The following is a 26,697-nucleotide window of genomic DNA, read 5'->3' as shown; positions in this document are numbered from 1 at the left end:
TTGAAAATGAGCCGGTAAAGATAAACAAGTGCAGTTTTCACAAAAAAATCATTTTTTTCTAATTGTGACATTAACGAGGCAATGTTATACTTTTAACGTGAAATAAGATTTCCTAATCATTCACATAAAAGTGGTTAAACTAAGATTCTTGGAATAGTATGTGATGAGTAGGTAGAAAACTTTTTTCTTTATTGTGAAAGGAATCACGAATCAAGCTGTTCAGGTTACAACTCCCGCTGTTCAGAAACATCGGGTGTAGAATAAACTTTCTTTAGGAGGATGTTTAAGCATGGCTTTTAAAATCATTGCGTATGGTGTAGAACCTTACGAAGAACATTTGTACAGTGAATTGAACAAATACGGTTATGAATTGACTTTGGTTAATGACTTGCTGACTGCCGACAACGGTGATCTTGCAAAGGGTCACGACGGCGTACTGCTTTTCGTTAACTGTCTCGCAGACCGTGCAAACCTTGAAAAATTCAGTGAATACGGCATCAAATACGTATTTACACGTACCGCCGGCTTTAACCATATCGACCTGCAAGCAGCTTCTGATCTTGGATTGAAAGTTGCTCGTGTTCCTGCTTATTCACCGAACGCAATTGCAGAACTGGCTGTTTATCTTGGAACAGCACTTCTTCGCCACACAGTTTATACAACTGCCCGCACTTCGAAACTGAACTTTACTGTAACGGAAACGAATTTCAGCCACGAAGTTCATAAAGTTACTGTTGGTATTGTCGGAACAGGCCATATCGGCTGCGTTGAAGCAGAATTGTATAAAGGTCTCGGCGCGAAATTGCTCGGTTACGATATTTTCCAAAGCGACTTCGCTAAGAAATTGGTTGAATTCAAGGAATTGGATGAACTGCTTGCTGAATCTGATATTGTCAGCCTGCACCTTCCATACTTCCCTGGCAAGAACGAAAACTTTGTCGGCGAAGACTTCATCGGCAAAATGAAAAAGGGCGCCATTCTGGTCAACACTGCACGTGGCGAAATTGTTGACGAAGCTGCTGTCGTTAAAGCAATCAAGAGTGGTAAACTCGAAGGCTTCGGTGCCGATGTATTGACTGACGAAGCACGTTTCTTCGGCAAAGACTTCTCTGACGGCACTGAATTCCCAGATGCTACGATCAAAGAATTGGTTGAACTCTATCCTAAGGTATTGATCACACCTCACGTTGCTGCAATGACGGACGTAGCCGTTTCAAACATGATTTCAACAAGCTATGATAACTTCAATGCTGCAGTCAAAGGCGAAAGCCTCGGCCGCGCTGAAGTTGAACTTCCGCAACCAGCTGCAAAATAATAATTGATTTCAATAAGGCAGCCCCGCTCATGAGCGGGGCTGTTTTTTTGAAATAACGCGCATGTTGACGGTGTCATCAATTAGGGTGATCGTTATGTATGTACACAAGCAAGAAGAGGGTATCTCAGAAAGTCTATCTTTGACTCTGAGATACCCTCTTCTAAATTCTTTGAAAATAGAGATTAGCTGCCAAGATCTGCAGGCGGTTCGCTTTTTCCCTGGTCCATTTTTTTCTTTACAATTTGGAACAATTCATCGCTTTCAAGGAAATCAAAAAGGTGATTCAGCCAGTTGTAATAGTCTATTATATAGCGGTACTTGTCCATGTCCGCCTGGATTAGTTCGCGCTCGGTTTCTGACAGCTCAGGGTTTCTCATAAGCTGGGTTAGTTCGTTCAAGGATTGTTGTACAGCTTTTGTATTCATCGCAGTCACTTTTCGCCATTGATTTGAGAAAAAATCAGTGAAGATCTGATACCAGTCACCCTGTGCTTCATAAAGATCCTTTCGAATGCCTTTTCTCCAGACACGTTCAACCATATTCAGTTCCATAAGGGTGCGAACGGATGTACTCATACTAGTCTTACTCATCTTTAATTCTTCTTTCATATCGTCCAAAGTCATGGGTTTGCCGTTAAAGAACAAAGTGCCGTACAACCGTCCAATAGAGGGCGAAACACCGTAAAGATACATATTCTGCGACACCGACTCAATGACGCGTTCCCTTATAGTATCAACGATCTCAGAGTGCTCCATTTCATTCACCAACTTCATTGTAAAATTAACTATAGTTCATTGTACCTTTTGCTATTCTCTCTGAAAAGAAGGAATTCATTGAGCATCTATTTATTCAGTATACAGAGTTTTATCTGTTTGTACAGTTTGAACTGTATAAACGATTATGCTAACATGATAGTACTGAAGGCATCACATGAAAAGGTGCGGGTTATCAAGGCTGTTCTGATTGCGGTGCACTGCCTGCCCTTGCGGCGTACCGAGTACAAATAGATGCATGGATCTTTGAGGAACTGAGGAAGCTCTGATTTTTTTTGCTTTTAAGAGCTTTTATAAAAAGAAACGAGCGAGGTGTTTCAATGAAAAAAATTGAAGTGAAACAAGCGACAAAAATATTTGGAAAAAACCCGAAACGCGGTTTGGAGCTTTTGAGAAAAGGGCTAAACAAAAAAGAGATTAAGAAAAAGACAGATTTGAATGTCGGTGTTTCTGAAGCAAGCTTTCACGTGGAATCTAATGAAATTTTTGTGATTATGGGTTTGTCAGGCAGTGGAAAATCGACATTGGTTCGACTCTTAAACCGTCTAATCAATCCGACATCCGGAACGATACTGATCGATGGAGAAGACATTACGCAAATGAATGTCGAGCACCTACGCGAGGTACGCCGTAAAAAAATTAGTATGGTCTTTCAGGGATTCGCATTATTTCCGCATCGAACCATTCTCGAGAACACGTTCTTTGGTCTTGAAATTCAAGGAGTTGGTAAAAAGGAGCAAATCGAACGTGCACGTTATTCACTTACACGTGTCGGGCTTAAAGGATACGAGGACAGCTATCCGAACCAGTTATCCGGGGGGATGCGGCAGCGTGTTGGTTTGGCACGTGCTCTAGCTAGTGATACAGACATCCTGCTCATGGACGAAGCTTTCAGTGCGCTTGATCCTTTGATCCGCAGAGAAATGCAAGATCAATTGCTGGATTTGCAGAGTGATATGAAAAAAACGATCGTGTTCATAACCCATGATTTAGATGAAGCGTTGCGCATTGGTGATCGTATTGCGTTGATGAAAGACGGACAAATTGTTCAAATCGGCACTCCTGAAGAAATACTGATGAATCCTGCCAATGATTATGTAGAGCACTTCGTTGAAGATGTCGATCTGAGCAAGGTTATTACTGCAGGTCATATTATGACACGTGCTGAGGCTGTCAGCAATAATCGCGGAGCACGTGTTGCATTGCAGCTGATGAATGATAATGACATCTCCAGTATTTTCGTGGTTGATCGTACTAAAAAGCTGCTTGGAGTGGTTGATGCAGATGATGCGGCAGCAGCAATTAAGGCGGAGACACCTTTGGGCGAAATTATTAAAAAAGTGCAATCGGTACAAGTGGATACACATCTGAGTGATTTGTTTGACGATATCTCAAAATCACCGCTTCCGCTGGCTGTTGTCGACGAACAAGGCAGACTGCTCGGGCTGGTTCGTCGCGGGGCAATCATTAATGCGCTCGCAGGGAACACACCATTAACGAGAACAACGGAGGTGCAGAACCCATGAGTGAGACTTTTATGCCAAAGATACCGATCGGGCATTGGGCGGATTTGCTTGTTCAATTTATTACCAATCATTTTGAAGGCTTTTTTGGCTATATTGCTGCCGGAATACAAAGTTTTGTCGATAGTTTGGTTTGGCTGTTTGCTTTTATGACGCCGGTTGTCTTTATTCTTCTTTTAGCGGCGATCGCTTTTTGGCGCCGCGGTATCGGAGTCGCTTTATTCACATTGATCGGTTTGGTTTTAATTTATGATTTAGGTTATTGGGCACACGCCATGCAGACGTTCGCACTTGTCTTAACCTCAGTTGTGTTGTCGATCGTAATTGGATTTCCGCTTGGAATTCTAGCTGGAATCAATAAGACATTTCATCGCATTACAACGCCGATTCTTGATTTTATGCAGACCATGCCTTCATTTGTTTACTTGATTCCGGCCATTTTTCTGTTTGGTACCGGCATGCCTCCAGGTGTTGTGGCGACGATTGTCTTCGCCATGCCGCCAACAATTCGCATGACTGGACTAGGCATTCGTCAGGTTCCATCGGATCTAATCGAGGCTTCGGATGCATTTGGTTCGACAACTTGGCAAAAACTTTTTAAAGTGCAGATTCCAATAGCAGCGCCGACGGTCATGGCCGGTGTTAACCAAAGCATCATGCTTTCGCTGTCAATGGTTGTCGTTGCGTCACTGGTTGGTGCGCCGGGACTCGGTGCCGATGTCTATCTTGCGGTAACATCGTTGCGCACAGATATTGGTGTTGAAGCGGGTCTGGCGATCGTTATCATTGCGATCATGTTGGATCGTATTTCACAAAATACACGAAATAAAAAAACGGGGGGATCCTAACTTGAAGAAAATTAACCGTATTATTATGAGTATGTTTCTATTAGCTGCCTTGACGCTGGCGGGATGCCAAAGTCAGAGTTCAGGAAATGCCGATTCGTTCGGCAATCAAGTCGATCACAGGATTATTGGAATTGATCCGGGTGCAGGCCTAATGAAGCTGACCGATACAGCGATTAAGGATTATAAGCTGAACAATTGGACCGTACAGTCCGGTTCGGAATCGACGATGATTGCTGCACTTGATAAGGCGATAAAGAAAAAAGAACCCATCGTGGTCACAGGTTGGACACCGCATTGGATGTTCCAAAAGTATGATTTGAAGTATCTGAAGGATCCAAAGGGCTCTTATGGAGCGGCGGAGAACATTCATACAGTGGTTCATAAGGGATTTGAAAAGAAAGACCCGAATGCAACTAAGGTTCTGGATCAATTCTCTTGGACTGCCGATGATATGGGAAAAGTGATGCTGTCGATTCAAGGCGGTACCGACGCGAAAAAGGCGGCCGCGCAATGGGTGAAGGATAATAAGGACAAGGTCAGTGCATGGACAAAAGGTGCCGACAAAGTCAGCGGCAAAACAATTAAGCTCGGTTATGTCGCGTGGGCTTCTGAAATTGCCAGTACCAATGTTGTGGCAACGGTGCTTGAGGATCTTGGTTACAACGTAACGCTTGAGCAGCTCGGTGCCGGACAAATGTGGGCCGGACTGGCAAAGGGTAGCGATGATGCTATTGTTGCTGCATGGCTTCCTTCCACACACGCTGATTATATGAAACAATTTAAAAATAAAGTGACCGATCTTGGTCCAAATTTAAAAGGTACAAAGCTTGGACTTGTCGTTCCGTCCTATGTAAAGATCGATTCAATTGACGACTTAAAAGACTGATTCAAAAAACGCGCCTGCTCGTATTTGAGCAGGCGTCTTTTTTACAAGGAAAGAAAGCATATAATTTTCGCCAAAGCCAAAGGTTGTGAGCCAAATGCGCAGGTGCGAGACTCCTGCGGAGCGGTTCTGTTGATCGCAGGCCAGGGGAGACCCCGCAGGTATTAGTTTGCTTGAGGAGGCTCCCGGACTGCCCGCGGCCGCGCTCAGTTGATGCGAGCAACCGGAGCGATGATTCAACACTGTAAAGACACAAACCAATCACACATGGCTGGAGATTAAAGACCGGGCGCTTTTTGCTCGGTTTTTCTTATACACGCATAGTTGTTTTGCCAGATGTGAACAAAATATTAATTCTACTGTGTCTAATATAAATATTCGCAACATTCTATTGACACTGATAAATTGATCGTGTAAACTGACATCACTCACTAAAAAAAAGTCTTCCAAGAAGGTAAATATAATGTTCCGTTCAAAAGCGTACGAAGTAGTCGTCATTTTGATTAGCTAGGACTCAGGTGCATCAATCGTTCAATCGATCGTATGTGCTTCGAGTCCTCTTCGTTCTGATCGGGACCGGAGCTGGCCCCATTCAGAATCATCTGGATGGGGCTTTTCGTTTAGGTGAGAAGCGAGCATGCTGCGTATCAGAAAAAAGGCATGGAAGACAAAGAATGAGACAGATGTACAGAAAAAGGAGACGAGAAGGATGAAGATTGTTGTTATCGGAGCAGGAGCTATGGGTCTGAGATATGGGGTGCTGCTGCAGGAAGCAGGGAATGACGTTCATTTTGTAGACACGTGGGAACCAAACGTTGAAGAGATCAAAAAAAACGGCGGTGTCCACGTATGGCGTGACGGTAAGGATGAACGGTTTGCTGAAGTCTCTTGCAGCTATCCTGAAGACTATCATGAAGAACCTGACCTTGCGATTGTGTTTGTTAAAGACATGCATACGGTTGAGACGATGGAAAGGTGTAAGCATTTCATCGGCAAGAACACCTATGTCATGACTAATCAAAACGGCTTCGGCGGCGCTGAATACATTGCTCAGTTTGTTCCTCGTGAGCGTATTATCGCAGGTACCGCAATGATTGCAACCGTCATGAAAGGGCCTGGAAAAGTCGACTTTATCGGTAAGCGTGGCGCAGGTCATGTGCATATCGTCCGCGTAGCGGGTGAACCTAATGACTTTATTTATAAAGTCGCTGATGAAATGGAAAAGGCACTGATGCACCCGACTGTTCAGAAGGATTATATGGGTACTGTTTGGACGAAGCTCGTGTTCAACTCTGTTGTCAACACGTTATGTACACTCATGAATATGAAGATGGGTCAATTTGCGGCTTATAAGAATGCAAAGGAAATGTCACGCAAGCTGATCTATGAAGCTTATGATGCAATTGACGCGGAAGGGTTTGAACTGGAAGTCTCTCGTGATGAACTTGTCGATCAAGTCATGTACGTTTCCGAAGTCAGCAATCCGCTGCACTATCCTTCAATGCATCAGGATATGAGTACGAACCGTCCTACAGAGGTTGATTACATCAACGGCGCCATTGTCCGTCTTGCTGAGAAGAACGGACTGGAGGCTCCGTACCACTCAATACTCGTTGACCTTGTGCATCTGAAAGAAGAATCGAGAAAATATAACGAAGAATAATTAAAAATCTGATCCATTTCTTGATTCTTTGCATCGATAAATTATAAATATAAGATAAAAACTCCGGGATATGATGCTATTTTGTGCATGCGCCGGAGTTTTTTGCGGCTTTTTATCAGTTGGGGTAAAATGGACTATAGATTTTGTGCGTATAAAAATGAGCGGAACAATCACTTGATTTCATAGGAGGATAAAATGACTGAAAAATTTAAGCGTGTTCATATAATTGTGCTCGATTCGGTGGGCATTGGCGAAGCAACCGATGCAGCAAAGTATAATGATGAGGGCTGCGATACAATCGGACATACGGCAGCGGCGATGAATGGCTTAGCTGTTCCAAATTTGGAAAAGTTAGGGTTAGCTAACATTCGTCCCGAACAACCCATTCAAGGTGTTCAGATTCAGGAAAAACCGCTGGCCTATTATACGAAGATGCACGAGATTTCAGCGGGGAAAGACAGTATGGACGGGCATTGGGAAATGATGGGTCTTCCCGTGCGTACACCGCTTCATACCTTTCCAAACGGATTTCCCGATGAACTGATTCATAAAATTGAAGCATTCAGCGGCCGAAAGGTGATCTGGAACAAACCGGCGAGCGGTACGGAGATTCTCAAAAAACTCGGTGAGCGCCAGATGAAGACGGGAGAACTGATCGTGTATACTTCCGGTGATTCCGTGCTGCAGATTGCCGCTCATGAAGGAATCATACCGCTTGATGAACTGTACAAAATTTGTGAATATGCACGTGAACTGACGATTCCTGAGCCATATCATCTCGGACGCGTGATCGCTCGCCCTTATGTTGGCGATAATGCCGATAATTTTGAGCGTACGGCTAATCGACGCGACCTCACACTCGTACCGCCGGAAAAAACTGTGCTTAATCTCTTGCAGGATGCAGGTATTGATACATTAGCAATTGGCAAAATCAATGATATTTTCAGTGGAAAAGGAATTAAGGATGGCTGGCATACGGTCAGCAACGAGGATGGCATGGAACGGTTCATTGCTCTTTTAGATCAAGACTTTCATGGCCTGAGCTTTACCAATCTTGTCGACTTTGATGCGAAGTACGGTCATCGCCGCGAACCGGTGCTCTTTGGCAAAGCGCTGGAATCATTTGATCGGCAGCTTGGCCAGGCGCTTGATAAATTGAAAGAAGACGATCTGCTTGTGATCACCGCAGATCATGGCAACGATCCCGGGTTCCGAGGAACAGACCATACACGCGAGTTCGTTCCACTGTTGGTGTACTCACCTTCCTTCGCAGCAGGCAAGGCACTTCCGGTTCGCGAAACCTTTGCGGATCTTGGCGCAACAATCGCTGATAACTTTAATACGGAGAAACCAAAAGTAGGAGCAAGCTTTTTAAATGATCTAAAATGAATCCGGGGTGAGCGGAATGAGAATGGTCGACATCATTACGAAAAAGCGGGACGGATTTGCGCTGTCCCCGGAAGAAATCCGTTTTTTTATCGATGGTTATGTCAATGGCAGCATTCCTGATTATCAGGCGAGTGCGCTGGCTATGGCTATTTATTTCAAGGATATGACCGACCAGGAAATTGCTGAACTGACACGGGCAATGGTTGACTCGGGAGAAATTGTAGATCTGTCAGCGATTACCGGAATAAAAGTCGATAAACACTCGACCGGTGGTGTTGGCGACACAACCACGTTGGTTCTGGCACCGCTTGTCGCCGCAGTCGGAGTTCCTGTGGCCAAGATGAGCGGACGCGGTTTGGGCTTTACCGGCGGAACCATTGATAAGCTGGAATCGATCTCCGGTTTTTCTGTTGAGATGAGCGGTGAGCAGTTTGTCATGCATGTGAACCGTGACCATATTGCGATTATTGGTCAAACCGGCGACCTTGTTCCGGCAGATAAGAAGCTTTATGCATTACGTGATGTCAGCGGGTCGGTTGAATCCATTCCTCTGATTGCGAGCTCAATCATGAGCAAAAAAATCGCGGCAGGTGCCGATGCGATCGTTCTAGAAGTGACGTGTGGTTCCGGAGCTTTTATGAAAAGCGAGGAGGATGCCGTCCGCCTTGCGGAAACGATGGTACAGATCGGCAAGCATGTTGGCAGAAGGACGGCGGCTGTGATTACGGATATGGATCAGCCGCTAGGCTTTGCAATTGGCAACGCGCTTGAAGTGAAAGAAGCCATCGATACGCTGCAAGGACATGGTCCCAGTGACTTGCGCGAGCTTGTGCTTGAGCTAGGCAGCCGAATGGTTCTGTTTGCCGGCAAGGCATCGCATCCGGATGAAGCAAAACAGCTGCTTGAACAAGCGCTGGAACAGGGCAAGGCATTTGATAAATTTAAACAATTTATTAAAAATCAAGGTGGGGATCCGAGCATCGCTGATTATCCGGAGCGATTGCCGAAGGCCGAATATCAGATCCGGCTTCCCGCCCAATCATCCGGGGTGGTCGCTGAAATGAAGGCGGACCAGATCGGTCTTGCGGCCATGCTGCTTGGTGCCGGAAGAGCGACGAAGGAAGATACCATCAACCATGCAACAGGCATTGTTCTGCACAAAAAGGTTGGCGACTCTGTGACCGAGGGAGAAACTCTGCTCACCATTCACTCTGATTCTAAGCATATCGACCAAGTTATAGAGAAACTGAATCAAAATATAACCATTGCCGGCCATGCAGACAAGCCGGCGCTCATCCACAGAATCATTCACTAAAAGGAGAGACAGACATGAATCAGCTCGCAAAATATATTGATCATACAGCACTAAAAGCAGATGCAACGGAGAAGGATATCCTGAAGCTGACTGAGGAGGCAAAAAAATTCGATTTTGCCTCCGTATGCGTGAACCCATGCTGGGTTCCGCTCGCCGCAGAACAACTCAAAGACTCTGAAGTGAAGGTATGTACGGTTATCGGTTTCCCGCTCGGAGCGGCAACAAGCGAAGCAAAGGCATTTGAAACAAGGGATGCGATCGCCAAAGGCGCTGAGGAAGTAGACATGGTCATTAATATCGGCGCTTTGAAAAGCGGAAAAGAAGAAAAAGTTCAGGCAGACATTCATGCCGTTGTGCAAGCGGCCGAAAAACAGGCGCTTGTTAAAGTAATCATCGAAGCCTGTTTGTTAACCGATGATGAGAAGGCACGTGCTTGTCAGTTAGCTGTTCAGGCGGGAGCGGATTATGTGAAGACATCAACCGGATTTTCTACCGGAGGTGCAACCGTTGAAGATGTTGCGCTCATGCGTCAGACGGTGGGTGAAAATGTCGGCGTCAAAGCGGCAGGCGGCATTCATTCGAAAGCAGATGCCGAAGCAATGATCGCTGCTGGTGCTTCTCGGATTGGTGCAAGCTCAGGGGTTAAAATCATTGCTGAGGCAAACGGAAACGGGAATACGCTTTAATAAAGACTTGAATTAATTGTGTATAGTGTGGTATACTTTTTGTCGTGCCGAATGAGTGGGATTGTTCCCGTTCAACTGTTGCACGATGATTATAGGGCGTTGGGCAAGTGGTTAAGCCAATGGATTCTCATTCCATGATCGCGGGTTCAATTCCCGTACGCCCTCTATAAACGAAAAGCAGCCATCCGGTTAAGACGGATGGCATTTATTTTTACTTTCGTTATTGTAAGCGTTTACATGTTGAGCTACAATAAAGAAGGAAAATGTGAACAGAATGTGACGATGCAATGAGTAATTTTTGAGCATATAAAAAAATAATGAAAGGACGTGATGATTTTGGCTAAAAAACGAATTGTCATTCTTGGAGCAGGTTATGGAGGATTGCGCACATTAAAGAAATTGCAAAAAATGAAACCAAATGCAGACCTTATTCTTATTGATAAGAACAATTACCATTGTGAAACGACTTCACTTCATGAGGTTGCAGCCGGGACATCGAATTCAGATGAAATTTGCTATTCACTTAATCTTGTTATTGATCAAAAGCAGACAACATTTATTCAGGGTACTGTCCTGCATGTGGACAAGGAAGCAAGACAGGTCTTCCTGAAGGATCATGATCCTGTTTCCTATGACTATTTGCTGATTGGATTGGGTTTTGAACCGGAATATTTCGGTATCAAAGGCATGAATCGCTATGGTCTGTCCATCGCAGATATTCCTTCTGTAACGAAAATAAAAGATCATATTGAAAATCAGTTTGAAAAATGGAGTAATGATCACCGTCCGGAGCATTTGGTGATTGCAGTCGGCGGTGCAGGGTTTACAAGTTTTGAATTTTTGGGAGAACTGACTCATCGCATTCCGAAACTTATTGAACAGTTCCAAGTGGATCGGAGTTTAGTACGTATCCTGTGTATTGAACCAACGCCTCATGCGCTTCCGATGTTCAATCGAAAATTGGCGGAATACGGCGCACATAAGCTGAGCGAGAACGGTGTTGAATTTATAATCGGCAGGGTCAGCGGTATTGATGCTGAACGGATCTATTACAAATCAGGTGATCAAATCAAAACGCTTCAGGCCGGTACATTTGTTTGGACCGGGGGAGTCAGCGGAAGTTCTGTTGTCAGTGCATCGGGATTTGCGCAGCGCCGCGGTCGCGTGATTGTTAACGATGACTTATCTGTTCCTGATCATCCGGAAATTCTGATTATAGGCGATTGTTCAGCTGTCATTAATCCGGAAGATGGTCGTCCCTATCCGACCACCGCGCAAATTGCGATGCAGCAAGCGGATTGTGCGGCATATAACTTGAATGCAAGGATTGAGGAAGCGTCGACAAAGCCGTTTGTCTTTAAATTTATGGGCACCGTGTGTTCGCTTGGCCGCAATGATGCGGTCGGAGAAATTATGGGCAGAAATCTCAAAGGCCGACCGGCATCCATTATGAAAAAAGTGATTGAAAACCGATCGCTGGCAAAAATCGGCGGTGTTGAAACCATGATAAAAAAAGGGAGATTCAGCCTGAACAAATAAAAAATAATAAGGAGCCTGCAAACTAAATCGTTTGCAGGCTCCTTCTAGTTAATAACCCCCGATAGCTTTACTCTTTGTCTATTCTATTATTTAGCTGCGACCGCGTCCGGAACTTTTGCCAATGCCTGTTCCAGATCATAGATGATGTCGTCAACGCTTTCGATACCAATGGATACACGAATCAGTTCGGGTGTTACACCGGTAACGGCCTGTTCTTCCGGAGTCAATTCAGCATGTGTCGTGCTTGCCGGATGAATGATCAGCGATTTTGCATCGGCCACATTGGCGAGCAATGAGAACAGCTTTACATTGTTGATTAATGTCTTACCTGCTTGTAGTCCGCCTTTCACGCCAAATGTGAAAATCGATCCGGGACCTTTTGGAAAGTATTTTTTTGACAGTTCTTTGTATGGGTTGCCATCAAGTTCAGGATAGTTTACCCATGTGATTTTCGGATGATTGTTTAAAAACTCAGCAACTTTGCGTGCATTTTGAACATGGCGTTCCACACGCAGGGAAAGAGATTCCAAGCCTTGCAGGAACAGGAATGCATTCTGCGGGCTGACTGTTGCGCCTGTGTTGCGCAGCAGCTGAACACGTGCTTTTGCAGCGAATGAAGCAGGTGCGAGATCAGCATAGACCAAGCCGCCGTAGCTTTTGTCCGGTGTTGTGAAATCAGGGAATTTGCCACTTGCCCGCCAGTCAAATTTTCCTCCGTCAACGAGAATGCCTCCGATAGCAGTTCCGTGGCCACCAATAAATTTCGTAGCAGAATGGACAACGACATCTGCGCCGAATTCGATTGGACGAACGAGGTAAGGTGTTCCGAAGGTGTTGTCAACAATGAGAGGAATTTTATTTTCGTGTGCGATATTGGCAACGGCTTCGATATCGAGAATATTGATTTTCGGGTTACCAATCGTTTCACCGTAGAGTGCTTTTGTATTATCACGGATTGCTGCGCGGAAATTTTCCGGATCATCCGGATCAACGAATGTGACATCAATACCGAGTTTTTTCAAAGTGACATTGAACAATTCATACGTACCACCGTACAAGGTAGAGGCAGCAACAATATGATCACCGGCATTTGCAACATTCAAAATGGCGTACGTAATCGCCGCAAGTCCTGAAGAGGTGGCAAGAGCTGCGGATCCGCCTTCAAGCTGAGCAACGCGCTGTTCAAAGACATCTTCAGTTGGGTTCATAATGCGTGCATACACATTGCCCGGCCTTTTCAATTGAAAGAAGTCTGCTGCTTCGTCTGCATCCTTGAATACAAATGAAGTAGTCTGATAGATTGGTACGGCACGTGCACCTGTTGCAGGATCAGGCACTTGACCTGCGTGTACCTGCAAAGTCTCAAAACCATATTTTCTTTCCTCTGCCATGTTCATCTCTCCCTATGTTCTTTAAGTTTTACATTAAATAAAATCTTAGAAAAAAGGGTGCGCAGATTAAAAGACCGCTTCCCGCAGAGTAGATAGGGAAGCGGCCTTATTCGCCGGTTCTTTTCTTATCTGCCAGAATTTAATCTGCTGGAATTAACACCATACACATCAAACGTGCTGGTTGTCGGGCTTCGTCGGGCCAGTCCCTCCGCCACTCTTGATAAGATTTATTTAATTGTGTACAGTTTATCGTGCTGTGTTTTATTTGTCAAGCAATAAATACAAGTAATTTGATATGTTTAATCAAAAATAAAGAAAAAGGCGAATGCGTGAAGCATTCGTCTCTTTCTGATAGAATGACAGACCTGATTAATAGAGACCGTCAACTGTTTCTTTTGTGCTGATGTAGATATTCTTCGTTTGCGTATAAGCATCAAGAATACTCTTATACGTTTCACGTCCGATACCGGATTTCTTGTAGCCGCCGAATGGAGCACCTGCAGGAAGCTGGTTGTAGGTGTTGACCCACATACGACCGGTACGTACGCTGCGAGCGACACGGAGTGCCTTGTTGATATCTTGTGTCCATACCGCACCGCCAAGACCGTAATCCGATTGGTTTGCGAGTTTAATTGCTTCATCTGCATCTTTAAATTTGATAACCGTTGCAACCGGTCCGAAGATTTCTTCCTGAGCGATTCGCATGTCGTTATTTGCGTCTGCAAGAAGCGTTGGGGCCATGAAGACACCTTTATCGAGGTTGTTGTCCGTCAGCTGGCATCCGCCGGTCACAAGCTTTGCGCCTTCATCCTGGCCGATCTTAACATATTCCAAGATCTTTTCCAGTTGCCGTTTGTTGACTTGAGCACCCATTTGAACGCCGTCTTCCCAAGGCAAACCGACATTAACTTTCTCGAATGCATCTTTTAGTGCGCTAACGAATTTATCATAGATGCCTTCTTGAACGAAGATTCGTGAACCTGCACAGCATACTTGGCCTTGATTGAATAGAATGCCGAGCTGTGCGCCTTCAATGGCACGTTCCCATGGAGCGTCATCAAAGAAAATGTTGGCCGATTTGCCGCCGAGTTCAAGGGTTGCCGGAATCAAGCGCTTTGCAGCTGCCGCGGCAACTTCATAACCGATTTGGGTTGAGCCGGTGAACGCAAGCTTTGCAAAGCCGGGATGATGCAGCATATAATCGCCGGAATCAGAGCCGCGTCCGGTAATAACATTCACGACTCCTGCTGGGAGTGCCTGATCGAAAATTTTAGCCAATTCGAGCAGACTCAGTGATGTTGAAGAAGATGGGTGAATGACAACCGTGTTTCCTGCTGCAATTGCAGGAGCAATCTTCCAAGCGGCCATCAGCAATGGGAAGTTCCAAGGAACAATTTGCCCAACGACACCAATAGGTTCCTTTAGATTGATGGTCAGTGTATTTTCGTCAAGTGCGTTAGCCGTGCCTTCTTCGGAACGGATAACACCGGCAAAATAGCGGAAGTGATCTGAACTTGCCGGAACGTCAATTCCCTTTGTTTCACGAAGCGGTTTGCCGTTATCTAATGTTTCAACAAGTGCCAGGTGATCAGCGTTTTCATCAATTAAATCAGCGATCTTAAGCAACAGAGTACTTTTCTCTTGAACGCTGACATCCTTCCATGTGTCAAATGCTTTTGTAGCTGCTTCCACAGCTGCGTCTACATCGGCATGACTCGCGTCAGTGAATTCAGTCAGCTTTTCACCGGTGCTAGGATTGTAGCTTGCTATTTTTTTACCTTCAGAGCCTTCAACCCATTTACCGCCGATATATAGTTTGTATTCAGTATCTACTGCGTGTTCCAGGACTGTGTCTTTAATACTCATTGCACATCTTCCCTTCAAAATTTAGTGTAATTAATATCACATGTCTATTGTAATGCAGAGCTTCAAAAAATAAAAAGAAAACGCTCTCTATTTTTAAAACAAATGCAAAATGCTAATTGTAACGGATGCGACTGTTACTCAAATGGATAGCGGATGCCCCATTGATCACGCACGTTGGTCATAATTTTCATCACACTGTCGGTCAGCGGAAGTGTTTGTTCATCAATTTCTCGGTTTACTGCAGCATTCATGTAATCGTATTCATAAACCATTGCCTGATCAGTGCTTCCGGCTTTAAGTGTTTCCGTGCGACCATCCGGATAGGTAATGGTCGCTTGATCAGCTCGCGGAAAATTGTCCACAGTTATATAAGCTTTATCTCCGGTGACAATTCCCCGTTTCGGCAATTTCGCTCTCATCGTGAGTGTAACAACAGCCATTTGGTCATCCGGATTTTTTAAAATAATGCCGGATTGTTCATCGGCACCGGTCTCGAATTGTTTGACTGTGGTCAAGATTTCATTAGGCTGGCTGCTGAGAAAGAAACGCGCAAAGGACAGGGCGTATGCACCAATATCAAGAAGTGCGCCTCCTGCGAGATTCATATTGAAGAAACGATTGTTTACGTCATATGGTTTTAGGCTGCCGAAGGTAACGTTCACCATTTTGACTTCGCCAATGGCTCCGCTCTCGACGACTTCCTTCAGCTTTTGATAAAGTGGCATGTGATAAATCGTCATTGCCTCGGCAACAATCAAATTCTTTTGCTTTGCGTAACGAATGACAGGATCCAGTTGCCTGCTGCTGACTGTAATTGCCTTTTCGCATAGGACGTGTTTGCCTGATTCCAAACACTTAAGCAGGTAGCTGTAATGATTGGAATGAGGTGTTGAAAGGTAAACGATGTCAATGGCAGGGTCACTTAAAAGTTCATCGTAACTTCCGTAAGCTTTCTCAATATGATTCTTGTCGGCAAAGGCTTGGGCACGTTCCAAGCTTCGCGAACCGACCCCATATATTTTGCGGCCGCTCACATGCAGCGTCTGCGCAAATTCAGCAGCAATGGCTCCGGGACCGATGATCGCCCATTTTCGATCACTCATTAATGGTTCACCTCACGAGATGTCTTGCTTAGCCAGCGCATGCCGTTTTCGCCGGCGATCAATGCCTTTGTTGCAACATCGACGAAAAGAGATGTATCAATGACGCCGCGGATAGCTTGTAAATCGTCGTCCAGTTTTCGAATATCACTAACCTGATCAAAATAGACATCCATTAAAAGATGGCCGTTATCGGAGATCGTGAATCCATCCTTTGCCGCACTGCGGCGCATCTCCGGTCTTCCACCTAATTGTTCAACCTTGCTGCGTACGTAGGCCATAGCCTCGGTCAGAAGTTCTAGGACAACTGGCTTTTCGAAGGTTAATGTCTGTGCGTATTTGGATTCATCAACGAGAAGGATGTACTCATCAGCCATTGAACCGATGAGTTTCTCTAATGCATGAATCCCTCCACCGCTTTTTAGGGCAAAAAGCTGCTGGTCAACTTGGTCGCATCCGTCAAAGGCCAAATCAATATGATCGACGCACTCTGTATGGAGTACCTGCAGACCATTCTCTAAGCAGAGTAGCTTTGTTTGCATTGAGGGCGTGACAACTTGCACCTCAAAATTATCTTTTTCTTTAATAAAATGAATCAGATGACTGATCGTACTGCCTCCGCCTAAGCCAATGATCGAATGATTGGGAATGATCGCCAAAGCTTCTTTGGCACATTCTTTCTTAATATCAAAAGCGCTCGTTTTCATCACCACCGATCGCACATATGTGCGAATATAAAGAATATGTGCTATTTAATGGCTTAAGTATACCATGCTTAAATGTACTGTTCAAACAATAGTCCTCGGCAGAAGCAGAATAGTGAAAAAATTATTGTGCTGATTTGATCTGACAACCAGAAGTGAATAAAAGACCTTTAATGAAGCATATTTTAATTGTGTTGTTTGTTTTTCGGAAAAATGTTAGAATGAAATTCCGTTAAAACATATTCAATTACTCGGATATAAAAATAGGCAACGGGAGACAAACAAATCCGGCTTGATGAAACGAGCAAGGATATACGTAGCAGGAGGAAAAACAATGAAGAAATTATTGATGGGTTTTTTAATGGCGGTACTTGCATTTTCATTAATTGGATGCAGCGCGGCAGGTCATTCATCCAAAAACAAAAGCGCAGTTGATCAGATTAAGGAAAAAGGTGTGCTGAAGGTTGGAACTGAAGGTACCTATGCACCTTATACCTATCATGACAGCAAAACAAATAAATTGGTCGGTTTCGATGTTGATGTGATTCGCGAAGTGGGCAAACGAATGGGTGTAAAAGTACAATTTAAGGAATCAAATTGGGATTCACTGTTTGCGGGCCTGAATGCGAAACGATTTGACACGATTTCTAATGATGTCGGTGTGACACCCGAGCGCGTGAAGAAATATGATTTTTCACGTGTCTACTCAACATCCCAGTCCGTCATTGTCACACGTAAGAATAATAATAAGATTAAAGCACTGAGCGATTTGAAGGGAGTTAAGGTTGCCCAAGGTCTCTCCAGTAACTATGGGGAAATGACGAAAAAGGCAGGGGCGGTCATTGTGGGTCAGGACGAATTGTCCAAAGCCTTGAAGCTTGTGAGCCAGGGACGTGTCGATGCAACCGTTAATGACCAAGGAGCGGTGCTGCAATATTTCAAAGAAACGAACGACAGCAATCTCAAAATTGCGGCACTCGTTAAGTCCAATGCGGCAGACATCGCTTTTCCTGTGCTTAAGGGAAGCGATTTGGACAAAGAATTTACGAAGCAGCTCAAGGCAATGAAGAAAGACGGTACACTAAAGAAAATATCTGAGAAATACTTTGGAAAGGACATCAGTAAATAAATGGCACCCTTTGTATTAGGAGAAATCACGATTGACTGGCCGCTTGCATTTCATTCGTTTTGGCCGATTCTCCAAGGCGGTCTGATTTACACGATTCCGCTTGCCATCATTTCATTTATTTTTGGCCTTGCACTTGCCATGCTGATGGCACTCTTGCGTTTGTCGAGAGTGCAGGTGGCACAAGGAATCGCTCGCGTCTATATCTCGATTATTCGCGGTACGCCGCTGCTTGTTCAATTGGCGATTATTTTTTATGGCCTGCCGGATCTCGGTATTGAAGTCAGTCCGTTTGCCGGAGCCGTTGTCGCGCTGTCGATGAATGTCGGCGGTTATGCGGCGGAAACGATTCGCGCATCAATCCTCTCTGTTCCTAAGGGACAGTGGGAAGCGGGCTATACAATTGGCATGAACTATGCACAGGTCATGCGGCGGATCATTCTTCCGCAAGCCGCACGTGTTTCGGTGCCGCCGCTGTCCAACACATTTATCAGCTTGGTCAAGGACACGTCATTGGCATCAACCATTACGGTGACGGAGCTTTTCCGGCGCGCACAGGAAATTACCGCCACAAGTTATGATTTTCTGCTGCTCTACTCAGAAGCCGCATTCATTTATTGGGTCTTCTGTTTCATCCTTTCAATTATTCAGGGACGCATTGAAAGCAGACTTGATCGTTATGTGGCAACTCATTAATGAAGGGAGGCAGGTAGATGCTGCTTCAAGCTATGGATATTCACAAATCATTTGGCGAAAGCCGAATTTTAAAGGGCGTTGATTTAACTCTGGATGAAGGGAAGGTCCTCGTCATTATCGGACCTTCGGGCTCCGGTAAAACGACCCTGCTGCGCAGCTTGAATCTGCTTGAACTTCCGGAACAAGGAACGCTTGAAATCAATGGAAAACACGTGGATTTTAGCAAAAGACTATCAAAAAAAGAAACACGCGATATTCGAAATCAGTCAGCGATGGTGTTTCAGAGCCATAATTTGTTTCCTCACAAAACCGTGCTCGAAAATGTGATTGAAGGCCCGGTCATTGTACAAAAGATTCCCAAAGACCGAGCGATTGATGAGGCACGAGAAATCTTGGATCAGGTCGGGCTCATCGATTATCAAAATCAATACCCTTTCCAACTTTCCGGCGGACAGCAGCAGCGCGTGGGCATTGCCCGTGCCGTTGCACTGAAACCGAAGCTGCTGTTGTTCGATGAGCCAACCTCTGCACTGGATCCTGAGCTTGTTTCTGATGTGCTGAAGGTTATGAAAGATTTGGCGACAAAAGGGTGGACGATGGTTATCGTTACTCATGAGCTGAAGTTTGCTCAGGAAGTTGCCGATAAAGTGATTTTTGTTGATCAAGGAGTCATTTCGGAAGAAGGGACTCCTGATCAACTGTTTCAGCATCCGCAACATGAACGAACACGCCGGTTTCTGAGCCGAATTTTGCAGCGCACATAATTAAAAATTAATAGGACTTATATTAAAGCAAATCTGGGAGGATAAATCTGGATTTGCTTTTTTAGTTAGAAGAGTTATGGTTTGGTTGTTTCTTGCCTGAATTCATTTGTTAGATTATTCTAAAATATAGGAACGCAATTGCATTGTTGACGTTCACATCATGACCTTGGAAAAGGATTGATCGTTCGATGAATCAAATTGACTTAAACTGTGATTTAGGAGAAAGTTTCGGGCATTATGTGATTGGAAATGATGAAAAAATTTTGCCGCTCATCTCATCGGCTAATATAGCCTGCGGTTTTCATGCGGGGGATTTTTCTGAAATGCACCGAACAGTCGCTCGTGCAAAAAAGAATGCTGTGGCCATCGGCGCACATCCCGGTCTTCCAGACTTAAAAGGATTTGGAAGGAAAGAGATGCACGTTTCACCTACTGAAGTCTATGACATGGTTGTGTATCAAATTGGCGCGCTCCAAGCGGTAGCTAAAGCACAAAGTATTCGAGTGAATCATGTGAAGCCGCATGGCGCGCTGTATCATATGGCATCAGATCAGGAAAAATATGCGAAAGCAGTTGTTCAGGCAGTATCTGATGTAGATCCGAATCTGCTTTTATTTGCTATGGACGGAACTTTTTTGGCATCTGCAGGTGAGAAGGTGGGGCTGCATGTCATTTATGAAGCCTATGCGGATCGTACCTACCAGCCCAATGGATCGCTGACGCCAAGATCGGAACCAAAGGCACTCATTACTGAAACGGATCAGGCGCTGAGACAAGTGATGCAAATGCTTCAAGACAGAACAGTGACAGCGGTGAATGGCGGCAAGGTAAGTGTGCGTGCTGAAACCCTTTGCGTTCATGGAGACGGAACTTCAGCGCTTGCTTTTGCTGCGATCATACGGAAAGAGTTGCAGAATTGTGGAGTTAAGATTAAATCCTGGACCTGAATCGCTTCACAGGACAAAAGAAATTACGGTCGGAGGTGCCCTATGCTTAGAATCGAGCCATTTGGCGATCAAGCGGTTCGTGTCATTTTCGGCGATCAAATAGCACCTGAAATCCAAATGAAAATTAAACGGTTTACGGAACAATTTGACCTGGCGCCTTTTGCTGGATTTATTGAATATGTACCTTCGTACACGAATATCGTGTTTTTCTATAATCCAATAGAGGTGCTGCGTGGCGGTAGAAAAGAGATCACGGCGCAGCAGCAAGTCATCAATTATTTAGCGAACATGGCGAAACGTGTGAGCGGCAGCGTCAATCATAAAATGGAAAGACGTACTGTGCATATACCGGTATGTTATGGGGGAGACTTTGGGCCGGATTTGGACGAAGTGGCTGAACTTCGCGGCTTGAGTGTCCGTGAAGTTATTGACATGCATTCTGCTCCGGACTATTTGGTTTACATGCTTGGTTTCGCTCCGGGCTTTCCATTCTTGGGGGGGCTTTCGGAACAATTAGCCACACCAAGGAGGGCGACTCCGCGATTGAAAATCGCTGCCGGATCGGTTGGTATTGCCGGAAAACAGACAGGAGCTTACCCGCTTGATTCTCCTGGAGGATGGCAAATTATTGGGCGCACACCGCTGCCTCTTTTTATGCCGGAGTCAGATCCGCCGACTTTGCTTGCTGCCGGAGATCTCGTGAAATTCGATCCGATATCGAGACAAGAGTACATGGGTATTAAGGAGGGGCAGCCATGGGTTTGATCTTAATTCGAAAAGGATTTGCCTCTGCTGTGCAGGACCTGGGGAGATTGGGATATCAGAAATTCGGCATGATTGTCGGTGGAGTGATGGATCCGCCATCGGCAAAACTGGCAAACTGGCTGGTTGGTAATGATGAATCAGATGCGGTCATTGAGTATTCTTTTCTCGGACCAAGTATTCTTTTTCCCGAAGATGCCTTGTTTGCTATAACAGGGGCTGTCTGCCATCCAAGCCTCGACGGACAGAAAATCGGCACCGGAAAGCCATACCTCGCACGTGAAGGGCAAATCCTAACGATCGGCGGTTTGGTCTCCGGAAGCAGGGGCTATTTGGCTGTGGCCGGCGGAGTGAATACACCTTTGTGGTTTGGCAGTCGGTCCACCTTTGAAAAGGCAGGACAAGGAGGATTCATGGGGCGATTTCTGAAAGAGCAAGATCGAATCCCGGTCGGTGAACCTTCTAAAAGAGCAAAACATGTTATGGCGTCATTGGCTGAAAAGAAATCTGTGATCAGATGGTTCGCTGCAACACAAAGAACTTATCGAGATGTCCAGCCCATTCGCGTCATCCCGGATACATTATGGCCGCGTTTTTCTGAAACGAGCAGGCAGGTGTTCCTGAACACCGACTATCAGATTACTGCATCTTCAGATCGAATGGGCTACCGTCTGGAAGGTGCGGGATTAGATCTTGACAGACCTATTGAGCTTTTTTCGGAAGCAGTAACAAACGGTTCTATTCAAGTGCCAAGAGACGGACAGCCGATTATCTTGATGACCGATCACCAATCGACCGGCGGCTATCCAAGAATTGCTCAGGTAGCATCGGTGGATGTGCCGCTGCTTTCACAACTGCCGCCGAACAGCAAGTTGAGGTTTCAGCTGATTTCGAACAAGGAAGCGGAGAAACAATTCGTGCGGCAAGTGAAAAATCTTGAATTACTTCATAACATAATTACTATGCAATTAGACAGGATTGCGCGATGAATGTTCAAAAATCATGTTAAAAAAAATAACATTACCATGCGTAGACCTTTGCGGACCGTCATTTAAGACCTATAATGGTTTTGTTACGGTTTTACTTATAGGTGATGTTAAACAATGTTGTTGTTTAGTGGCTCCTCTACCGCCGGTTTATTGAACGTCGGGAGGGTGAAAGCAAGCGTTCACACATCATTTCATCAAATCGATGGATCTTTCAGTAAGCTGGAAGGCGTGAAATGCAGGGTTTTTCACGAATGAGCCAATAAACAGTGACAGACAACATAATTTTTTAACAAAGCCTACTTTTTATAAGGGGGACATTGAAGTGGCAAAGGAAATTTCGACATCAATGATTGACGCATTTTCAGACAAAATCCACAGTGTTGCTGAAAATAAGGTTGTTCAAGACGCGGTAATGAAAAGCGGAATTAAAGCGGCGACTTTAAACAGCAATGCAATTGTATCAATGAATCCAGTATTTTCAGAAGAAATTGAGACGGGCAAAGTTGCTGACCAGAAGCAAAGCGGAAGATGCTGGATGTTCGCTGCTTTGAATACATTCCGTCATAAATTCAGCGATGCTTTTAATCTTAAAGACTTCGAACTCTCACAAAATTATACGCTTTTCTGGGATAAGTTTGAGAAATCCAATTATTTTCTCGAAAGTATTTTGGATACGGCTGCTGAACCACTAGATGGCCGGCTCGTTTCGTGGCTAATGGATACGCCGCAGCAGGATGGCGGACAATGGGATATGCTCGTAGCCATTATTGAGAAATATGGTGTGGTTCCGAAGCAAGCGATGCCGGAAACGTTCCAAAGCAGCCGGACACTTGAACTGAACGGCATATTGAATACAAAGCTGCGCGAGGATGCCGGTGTCTTGCGCACGATGAGTGCGGACGGAAACTCAAGGGATGCTCTTGAAGAAGCGAAAACAGCAATGCTGGGCGATATCTATCGTATTCTTGCATTCTCACTAGGTGAACCGCCGAAAGCCTTTGATTTTGAATATAGGGATGAAGATAAGAAGTTTCACAGAGATCTTGGCATGACACCACAAGACTTTTTCAAAAAATATGTCGGCCTTGATCTGAATGATTATGTTGCAATTATCAACGCACCGACACAAGATAAACCCTACAAGAAAACATATACAGTACAATATCTCGGTACCGTTGTCGGCGGTCACAAGATTAAATATTTGAATGTTGATATGGAGACGCTGAAGTCACTCGCCGTCAGCCAGATCAAGGATAATGAATCCGTATGGTTCGGCTGCGATGTAGGCAAATATTCGGACAATACACATGGCATTATGGATACAGCTTTGTATGACTTTGATACGGCATTCGGTACAGAGTTCAAGATGACGAAAGCGGAACGGCTCGATTACAAGCACAGCTGTCTAACCCATGCGATGGTACTGACTGGCGTGAATCTTGTTGATGGTAAACCAAACCGCTGGAAAGTGGAGAACAGCTGGGGCGAGAAATGGGGCACAAAAGGGTATTTTGTCATGAGTGATCCGTGGATGGATGAATATACTTATCAAGTCGTGATCAATAAGAAGTATCTTTCCGATGAGTTAAAATCCGCTTTTGAACAAGAGCCAATTGAACTGAAACCTTGGGATCCGATGGGTGCTCTTGCAATCATGCAATAAGGACTATGCAATATGAACTTTAAAAAAACCGTTCTGATCGTTCAGAACGGTTTTTGTTTTTTTAGCAAATCGGAGGTCTTTTGGATGGCAAAAGGCAGAAAAAAAACAGGCGGTTTGTTGCGAATCTATTGTTCGTAATCTAAGAATAGCGTTATACTTAGACATAAGCTTAAAATAAATTTTGATTTACATAGATGAGATACAAATTTAATGTTCTTCCTCAATTATTTGCCTCATAGGTCATGGAGCAGTTACCTCGAAAGGAGTTTTTCACAGTGAACGGTCAATCTCGTATTAAGTACACGCAATTTTCAATCATACTTGTTGCTGTTTTGTTTTTAAGTCTATTATCCTACTATCCTGCGCAAGCGAAGAAATCTTATACATACTATGTTCATAAGACTTCCAAACTGTACACAAGCTCGAATAGTGCCAAACAATTCATACGTTATGTTCCAATTAACGCCAAGCTGAAGACCACAAGTAAGAAGACAAGTAAAATGGTTAAGGTGACCTATGGCGGAAGGAGCGGCTATGTTTTTCGGTCGAATTTATGGACAAAGCGAACCACGAAAACCCGATATATTCATAAAACATCTTATCTTTACTCAAGCCGAGATGCATCGAAACAACGCACCTGGAAAATAGCAATCAATAAGAAACTGACCACGGACAGCAATTTAAACTATAAAATGTATCATGTAAACTACAAAGGCAAACGCGGCTATGTATACAAGTCGAATTTGTCTCCGTATAAGACGACCATTGTTAAATACGTCAAAAAGAAGTCTAAGCAATACAAAAATTACAGCCGGACGAAACGTTATTCAGGAACGATTCCGCTCGGAACCCGTTTGGAAACGCAAAGCCCACAGTCAAATAAACTGTTTTGGGTTTCTTATAAAGGACGGAAGAGTTATGTTTACGCGGTCAATTTGACTAATGCCGAATTAAGCTACACGTATAACAATCCTGTTGCAGCTAACACCTATGGCGTGGTCTCGACAGGCGGAAATCATGGAATTTGGGATCAACCCTACGGAATCAAGGATGCAAAATCAGTCGGCAACATAGCTGATTATGAGCGTGTGCCGCTGAATGTACTGCGCGAGTCGGAAGTCGGCGGTGTGGTTTGGTATCAGGTCAGCGTTGACGGACGGACGCTTGGCTGGATCCATAAGAGTATTGTTCAATTGACATCAAATACGGCCAGTGACGGGAGCATTCCACATTTGGCTGTAGCAAGTGTGGCGAAGCCTAATTCATTCCTGTATCAATCGCCGGGCAATGGGGTTATTACCAGTCTTAACATCTATGCTAACCTGAGACTCAAAATTGATATGATCGCGAACAATGGCGAGTGGGTTCATATTAAGAAGTATACGGCAGGAACATCGCTCGGCTGGGCCCGAGCAAGTGATTTGTCCATTCAGTCGACAAGTGCCGGTAAAGCCTTGAACGTCAACTACGGAGCGACCATAGCCAGCAGCAAAGCGCCGATTTTTGATGATCAAGATCATTTTGTCGGATACAGCGGACAGTTTAATGCAGACGGCAGACATGTTCAAATTAATCAGGAAAAACAAGTAGAGAACGAAGAAAGATATCGTATTTCTTACAATAACCATGTGATCGGTTGGGTCGTCAGCACGGCGTTGAATCTGAATAACTCGACCATGAGTTATCAAATCGTGAAGAACACAGGCGCAATATACAACGGACAATCAAATGGGGATGCTCCTGATACAGGATTGGCACTCGGCTCCTTGTCTGCATACACGAATCGCATGCTTGAAGTCATTAAAACATCTGGTGATTGGTCGTTTATTAAGTACAACGATTGGTATGGAAAGATGGGCAAGGATATTGACCTTGGCTGGGTACGCAGCAGCGATTTGTCTGGTCTTAGATCGGGTACCGCCGATTTTCGCCATTTATTTACAGCTGGCGGAGGCAATCAGCAAGGACTGGCGTACAATCCTGATTTGGGACTGTACTATGTTGGTTATGATACCGGAGACGGGACCGGAAAAATTGTTGCTTATGATCAAAACGGCAACTACAAAGGTTCATCAGCAGTGACAACATTTGGTCATGCTTGTGCACTCAGTTATATAGACGGTAAACTCTATGAAGTCAGCAGTGCCGGACAAAAGCCGATTCTTCATGAAATTAACCCTGATCCAAATAATCTAAGCATTACAAAGACGACGACCCTTACCAGTTTTCCATACTATGTGGCGATGATGACGGCGAAGGACAGCAACACGTTAATTCTACTGACTGAATCGGTCGGCGGGAAAGATACGTTCTATGAATACACCATTTCCACAGGAAAACTGACTCAGACGGCGCAAATGAATAAAATGGGTATTGTTCAGGGCATGCATTATGAGAATGGAAAACTCTATTTCTTAGCAAATAACTATTTAACTGTTTTAAACGGAAATTATGCCATTGAAGATCGTTTCCAATTCTCCATTCCGAATGGCGGAACGCCTCAAGAGAGTGAAGGGTTGACGATGGTTAACGGTAAGTTAGCGATCGGATTCGCAGATCATACTATCTACATTCAAAATTAAACACAATCACTGGTGCCCGTGGCTCATACGGCCATTTGGGCATCTTTTTTTGAAATGACGAATCAACTATTGTTTTGCCGCGTGAAGTGAGGCTATACTCAAACTATGATTTTTAGCGAATGCAGAGAATAGAGAATTTTTATATTTAGATAAAGGGCGGGAAGGGAGCACAA

At 44.7% G+C, this 26,697-nt stretch carries 22 protein-coding genes, 1 tRNA gene and 1 riboswitch; of the genes, 18 read left to right on the top strand and 5 right to left on the bottom strand.

All coding sequences use genetic code 11. The features are described from left to right. Positions 1-289 precede the first annotated feature (289 nt). The gene (locus tag NOM01_RS08025) at positions 290-1,315 is read left to right on the top strand and encodes an NAD(P)-dependent oxidoreductase (protein WP_255747871.1); all 1,026 of its coding nucleotides are present in this window, start codon (positions 290-292) and stop codon (positions 1,313-1,315) included. A gap of 182 nt (positions 1,316-1,497) precedes the next feature. On the opposite strand, the gene NOM01_RS08020 is transcribed toward NOM01_RS08025, so the two are convergent. After that, positions 1,498-2,070, bottom strand: a complete 573-nt coding sequence (locus NOM01_RS08020; RefSeq protein ID WP_255747869.1) for a GbsR/MarR family transcriptional regulator — start codon at positions 2,068-2,070, stop codon at positions 1,498-1,500. Positions 2,071-2,408: 338 nt separating this feature from the next. Here NOM01_RS08020 and NOM01_RS08015 point away from each other — a divergent pair, with 338 nt between their 5' ends. The 9 genes from NOM01_RS08015 to NOM01_RS07975 all read left to right on the top strand — a co-directional run bounded on the left by NOM01_RS08015 (position 2,409) and on the right by NOM01_RS07975 (position 11,934). Continuing rightward, the gene (locus NOM01_RS08015; RefSeq protein WP_255747867.1) at positions 2,409-3,614 is read left to right on the top strand and encodes a quaternary amine ABC transporter ATP-binding protein; all 1,206 of its coding nucleotides are present in this window, start codon (positions 2,409-2,411) and stop codon (positions 3,612-3,614) included. Beyond that, positions 3,611-4,459: an ABC transporter permease gene (locus tag NOM01_RS08010; protein ID WP_255747865.1), complete on the top strand. Its 849-nt coding sequence runs from the start codon at positions 3,611-3,613 to the stop codon at positions 4,457-4,459. The genes NOM01_RS08015 and NOM01_RS08010 overlap by 4 nt, the downstream gene beginning before the upstream one ends. 1 nt (position 4,460) lies before the next feature. Next, positions 4,461-5,345 (top strand): glycine betaine ABC transporter substrate-binding protein, encoded by an 885-nt coding sequence (locus tag NOM01_RS08005; RefSeq protein ID WP_304654813.1) that lies wholly within the window; start codon positions 4,461-4,463, stop codon positions 5,343-5,345. Positions 5,346-5,979: 634 nt separating this feature from the next. Then, positions 5,980-7,005, top strand: a complete 1,026-nt coding sequence (locus NOM01_RS08000; protein WP_255747863.1) for a ketopantoate reductase family protein — start codon at positions 5,980-5,982, stop codon at positions 7,003-7,005. A gap of 195 nt (positions 7,006-7,200) precedes the next feature. Next, entirely contained in the window at positions 7,201-8,394 is a 1,194-nt protein-coding gene (locus tag NOM01_RS07995) for a phosphopentomutase (protein ID WP_255747861.1), read from the top strand. Between the two features lie 16 nt (positions 8,395-8,410). Next, on the top strand, positions 8,411-9,709 hold the full coding sequence (locus tag NOM01_RS07990) for a pyrimidine-nucleoside phosphorylase (RefSeq protein ID WP_255747859.1): 1,299 nt from the start codon (positions 8,411-8,413) through the stop codon (positions 9,707-9,709). Between the two features lie 14 nt (positions 9,710-9,723). Continuing rightward, the gene (gene deoC, locus NOM01_RS07985) at positions 9,724-10,395 is read left to right on the top strand and encodes a deoxyribose-phosphate aldolase (RefSeq protein WP_255747857.1); all 672 of its coding nucleotides are present in this window, start codon (positions 9,724-9,726) and stop codon (positions 10,393-10,395) included. A gap of 93 nt (positions 10,396-10,488) precedes the next feature. Continuing rightward, positions 10,489-10,560 (top strand) — tRNA-Glu (locus NOM01_RS07980). Positions 10,561-10,731: 171 nt separating this feature from the next. Then, positions 10,732-11,934 (top strand): NAD(P)/FAD-dependent oxidoreductase, encoded by a 1,203-nt coding sequence (locus NOM01_RS07975; RefSeq protein WP_255747856.1) that lies wholly within the window; start codon positions 10,732-10,734, stop codon positions 11,932-11,934. An 86-nt stretch (positions 11,935-12,020) separates the two neighbouring features. Here NOM01_RS07975 and NOM01_RS07970 read toward each other — a convergent pair whose 3' ends face one another. The 4 genes from NOM01_RS07970 to rpiA all read right to left on the bottom strand — a co-directional run bounded on the left by NOM01_RS07970 (position 12,021) and on the right by rpiA (position 16,998). After that, the gene (locus NOM01_RS07970; RefSeq protein ID WP_255747855.1) at positions 12,021-13,325 is read right to left on the bottom strand and encodes an O-acetylhomoserine aminocarboxypropyltransferase/cysteine synthase family protein; all 1,305 of its coding nucleotides are present in this window, start codon (positions 13,323-13,325) and stop codon (positions 12,021-12,023) included. A gap of 122 nt (positions 13,326-13,447) precedes the next feature. Beyond that, positions 13,448-13,552, bottom strand: a riboswitch (SAM riboswitch). Positions 13,553-13,694: 142 nt separating this feature from the next. Next, positions 13,695-15,191 carry an aldehyde dehydrogenase family protein gene (locus NOM01_RS07965; protein WP_255747854.1) on the bottom strand — a complete coding sequence of 499 codons (1,497 nt, stop codon included), beginning with the start codon at positions 15,189-15,191 and terminating at the stop codon, positions 13,695-13,697. Between the two features lie 134 nt (positions 15,192-15,325). After that, complete coding sequence (locus NOM01_RS07960; RefSeq protein ID WP_255747852.1) at positions 15,326-16,294, bottom strand: Gfo/Idh/MocA family protein; 969 nt, start codon at positions 16,292-16,294, stop codon at positions 15,326-15,328. After that, a complete protein-coding gene (gene rpiA / locus NOM01_RS07955) occupies positions 16,294-16,998 on the bottom strand; it encodes a ribose 5-phosphate isomerase A (protein ID WP_255747851.1) in 705 nt (234 codons plus the stop codon). Before rpiA ends, NOM01_RS07960 begins: the two co-directional genes overlap by 1 nt. Before the next feature lie 331 nt (positions 16,999-17,329). Here rpiA and NOM01_RS07950 point away from each other — a divergent pair, with 331 nt between their 5' ends. The 8 genes from NOM01_RS07950 (at position 17,330) to NOM01_RS07915 (ending at position 26,524) form a co-directional block, all read left to right on the top strand. Continuing rightward, positions 17,330-18,124 carry a transporter substrate-binding domain-containing protein gene (locus tag NOM01_RS07950; RefSeq protein WP_255747850.1) on the top strand — a complete coding sequence of 265 codons (795 nt, stop codon included), beginning with the start codon at positions 17,330-17,332 and terminating at the stop codon, positions 18,122-18,124. Further along, positions 18,125-18,817, top strand: a complete 693-nt coding sequence (locus tag NOM01_RS07945; RefSeq protein WP_255747849.1) for an amino acid ABC transporter permease — start codon at positions 18,125-18,127, stop codon at positions 18,815-18,817. Positions 18,818-18,837: 20 nt separating this feature from the next. Continuing rightward, the gene (locus tag NOM01_RS07940) at positions 18,838-19,581 is read left to right on the top strand and encodes an amino acid ABC transporter ATP-binding protein (RefSeq protein WP_370646001.1); all 744 of its coding nucleotides are present in this window, start codon (positions 18,838-18,840) and stop codon (positions 19,579-19,581) included. Positions 19,582-19,769: 188 nt separating this feature from the next. Next, on the top strand, positions 19,770-20,528 hold the full coding sequence (locus NOM01_RS07935; RefSeq protein WP_255747846.1) for a LamB/YcsF family protein: 759 nt from the start codon (positions 19,770-19,772) through the stop codon (positions 20,526-20,528). A 42-nt stretch (positions 20,529-20,570) separates the two neighbouring features. Further along, positions 20,571-21,293, top strand: a complete 723-nt coding sequence (gene pxpB / locus NOM01_RS07930) for a 5-oxoprolinase subunit PxpB (protein ID WP_255747844.1) — start codon at positions 20,571-20,573, stop codon at positions 21,291-21,293. After that, the gene (locus NOM01_RS07925; RefSeq protein ID WP_255747842.1) at positions 21,284-22,279 is read left to right on the top strand and encodes a 5-oxoprolinase subunit C family protein; all 996 of its coding nucleotides are present in this window, start codon (positions 21,284-21,286) and stop codon (positions 22,277-22,279) included. Before pxpB ends, NOM01_RS07925 begins: the two co-directional genes overlap by 10 nt. A 322-nt stretch (positions 22,280-22,601) precedes the next feature. After that, positions 22,602-23,942, top strand: a complete 1,341-nt coding sequence (locus NOM01_RS07920; protein ID WP_370645982.1) for a C1 family peptidase — start codon at positions 22,602-22,604, stop codon at positions 23,940-23,942. A gap of 275 nt (positions 23,943-24,217) precedes the next feature. After that, positions 24,218-26,524, top strand: a complete 2,307-nt coding sequence (locus NOM01_RS07915) for a GW domain-containing glycosaminoglycan-binding protein (RefSeq protein WP_255747841.1) — start codon at positions 24,218-24,220, stop codon at positions 26,522-26,524. The last annotated feature ends 173 nt before the right edge of the window (positions 26,525-26,697 follow it).

Origin of the sequence: Sporolactobacillus sp. STSJ-5 (assembly GCF_024385605.1) — a bacterium.
In the GTDB taxonomy this organism is placed as follows: Bacteria; Bacillota; Bacilli; order Bacillales; family Sporolactobacillaceae; genus Sporolactobacillus.
Note: the sequence above shows the minus strand (reverse complement) of the source record. Positions and strands in the feature narration are given on the sequence as shown.

What these genes read in the sequence shown, in the direction of transcription:
- NOM01_RS08020 (WP_255747869.1), bottom strand. Translation starts at nt 2,070, where the DNA reads ATGGAGCACTCTGAGATCGTTGATACTATAAGGGAACGCGTCATTGAG.
- NOM01_RS07990 (WP_255747859.1), top strand. Translation starts at nt 8,411, where the DNA reads ATGAGAATGGTCGACATCATTACGAAAAAGCGGGACGGATTTGCGCTG.
- NOM01_RS08025 (WP_255747871.1), top strand. Translation starts at nt 290, where the DNA reads ATGGCTTTTAAAATCATTGCGTATGGTGTAGAACCTTACGAAGAACAT.
- NOM01_RS08000 (WP_255747863.1), top strand. Translation starts at nt 5,980, where the DNA reads ATGCTGCGTATCAGAAAAAAGGCATGGAAGACAAAGAATGAGACAGAT.
- NOM01_RS07950 (WP_255747850.1), top strand. Translation starts at nt 17,330, where the DNA reads ATGAAGAAATTATTGATGGGTTTTTTAATGGCGGTACTTGCATTTTCA.
- rpiA (WP_255747851.1), bottom strand. Translation starts at nt 16,998, where the DNA reads ATGAAAACGAGCGCTTTTGATATTAAGAAAGAATGTGCCAAAGAAGCT.
- NOM01_RS07925 (WP_255747842.1), top strand. Translation starts at nt 21,284, where the DNA reads ATGGGTTTGATCTTAATTCGAAAAGGATTTGCCTCTGCTGTGCAGGAC.
- NOM01_RS07995 (WP_255747861.1), top strand. Translation starts at nt 7,201, where the DNA reads ATGACTGAAAAATTTAAGCGTGTTCATATAATTGTGCTCGATTCGGTG.
- pxpB (WP_255747844.1), top strand. Translation starts at nt 20,571, where the DNA reads ATGCTTAGAATCGAGCCATTTGGCGATCAAGCGGTTCGTGTCATTTTC.
- NOM01_RS07965 (WP_255747854.1), bottom strand. Translation starts at nt 15,191, where the DNA reads ATGAGTATTAAAGACACAGTCCTGGAACACGCAGTAGATACTGAATAC.
- NOM01_RS08010 (WP_255747865.1), top strand. Translation starts at nt 3,611, where the DNA reads ATGAGTGAGACTTTTATGCCAAAGATACCGATCGGGCATTGGGCGGAT.
- NOM01_RS07935 (WP_255747846.1), top strand. Translation starts at nt 19,770, where the DNA reads ATGAATCAAATTGACTTAAACTGTGATTTAGGAGAAAGTTTCGGGCAT.
- NOM01_RS08015 (WP_255747867.1), top strand. Translation starts at nt 2,409, where the DNA reads ATGAAAAAAATTGAAGTGAAACAAGCGACAAAAATATTTGGAAAAAAC.
- deoC (WP_255747857.1), top strand. Translation starts at nt 9,724, where the DNA reads ATGAATCAGCTCGCAAAATATATTGATCATACAGCACTAAAAGCAGAT.
- NOM01_RS07960 (WP_255747852.1), bottom strand. Translation starts at nt 16,294, where the DNA reads ATGAGTGATCGAAAATGGGCGATCATCGGTCCCGGAGCCATTGCTGCT.
- NOM01_RS07970 (WP_255747855.1), bottom strand. Translation starts at nt 13,325, where the DNA reads ATGGCAGAGGAAAGAAAATATGGTTTTGAGACTTTGCAGGTACACGCA.
- NOM01_RS07945 (WP_255747849.1), top strand. Translation starts at nt 18,125, where the DNA reads ATGGCACCCTTTGTATTAGGAGAAATCACGATTGACTGGCCGCTTGCA.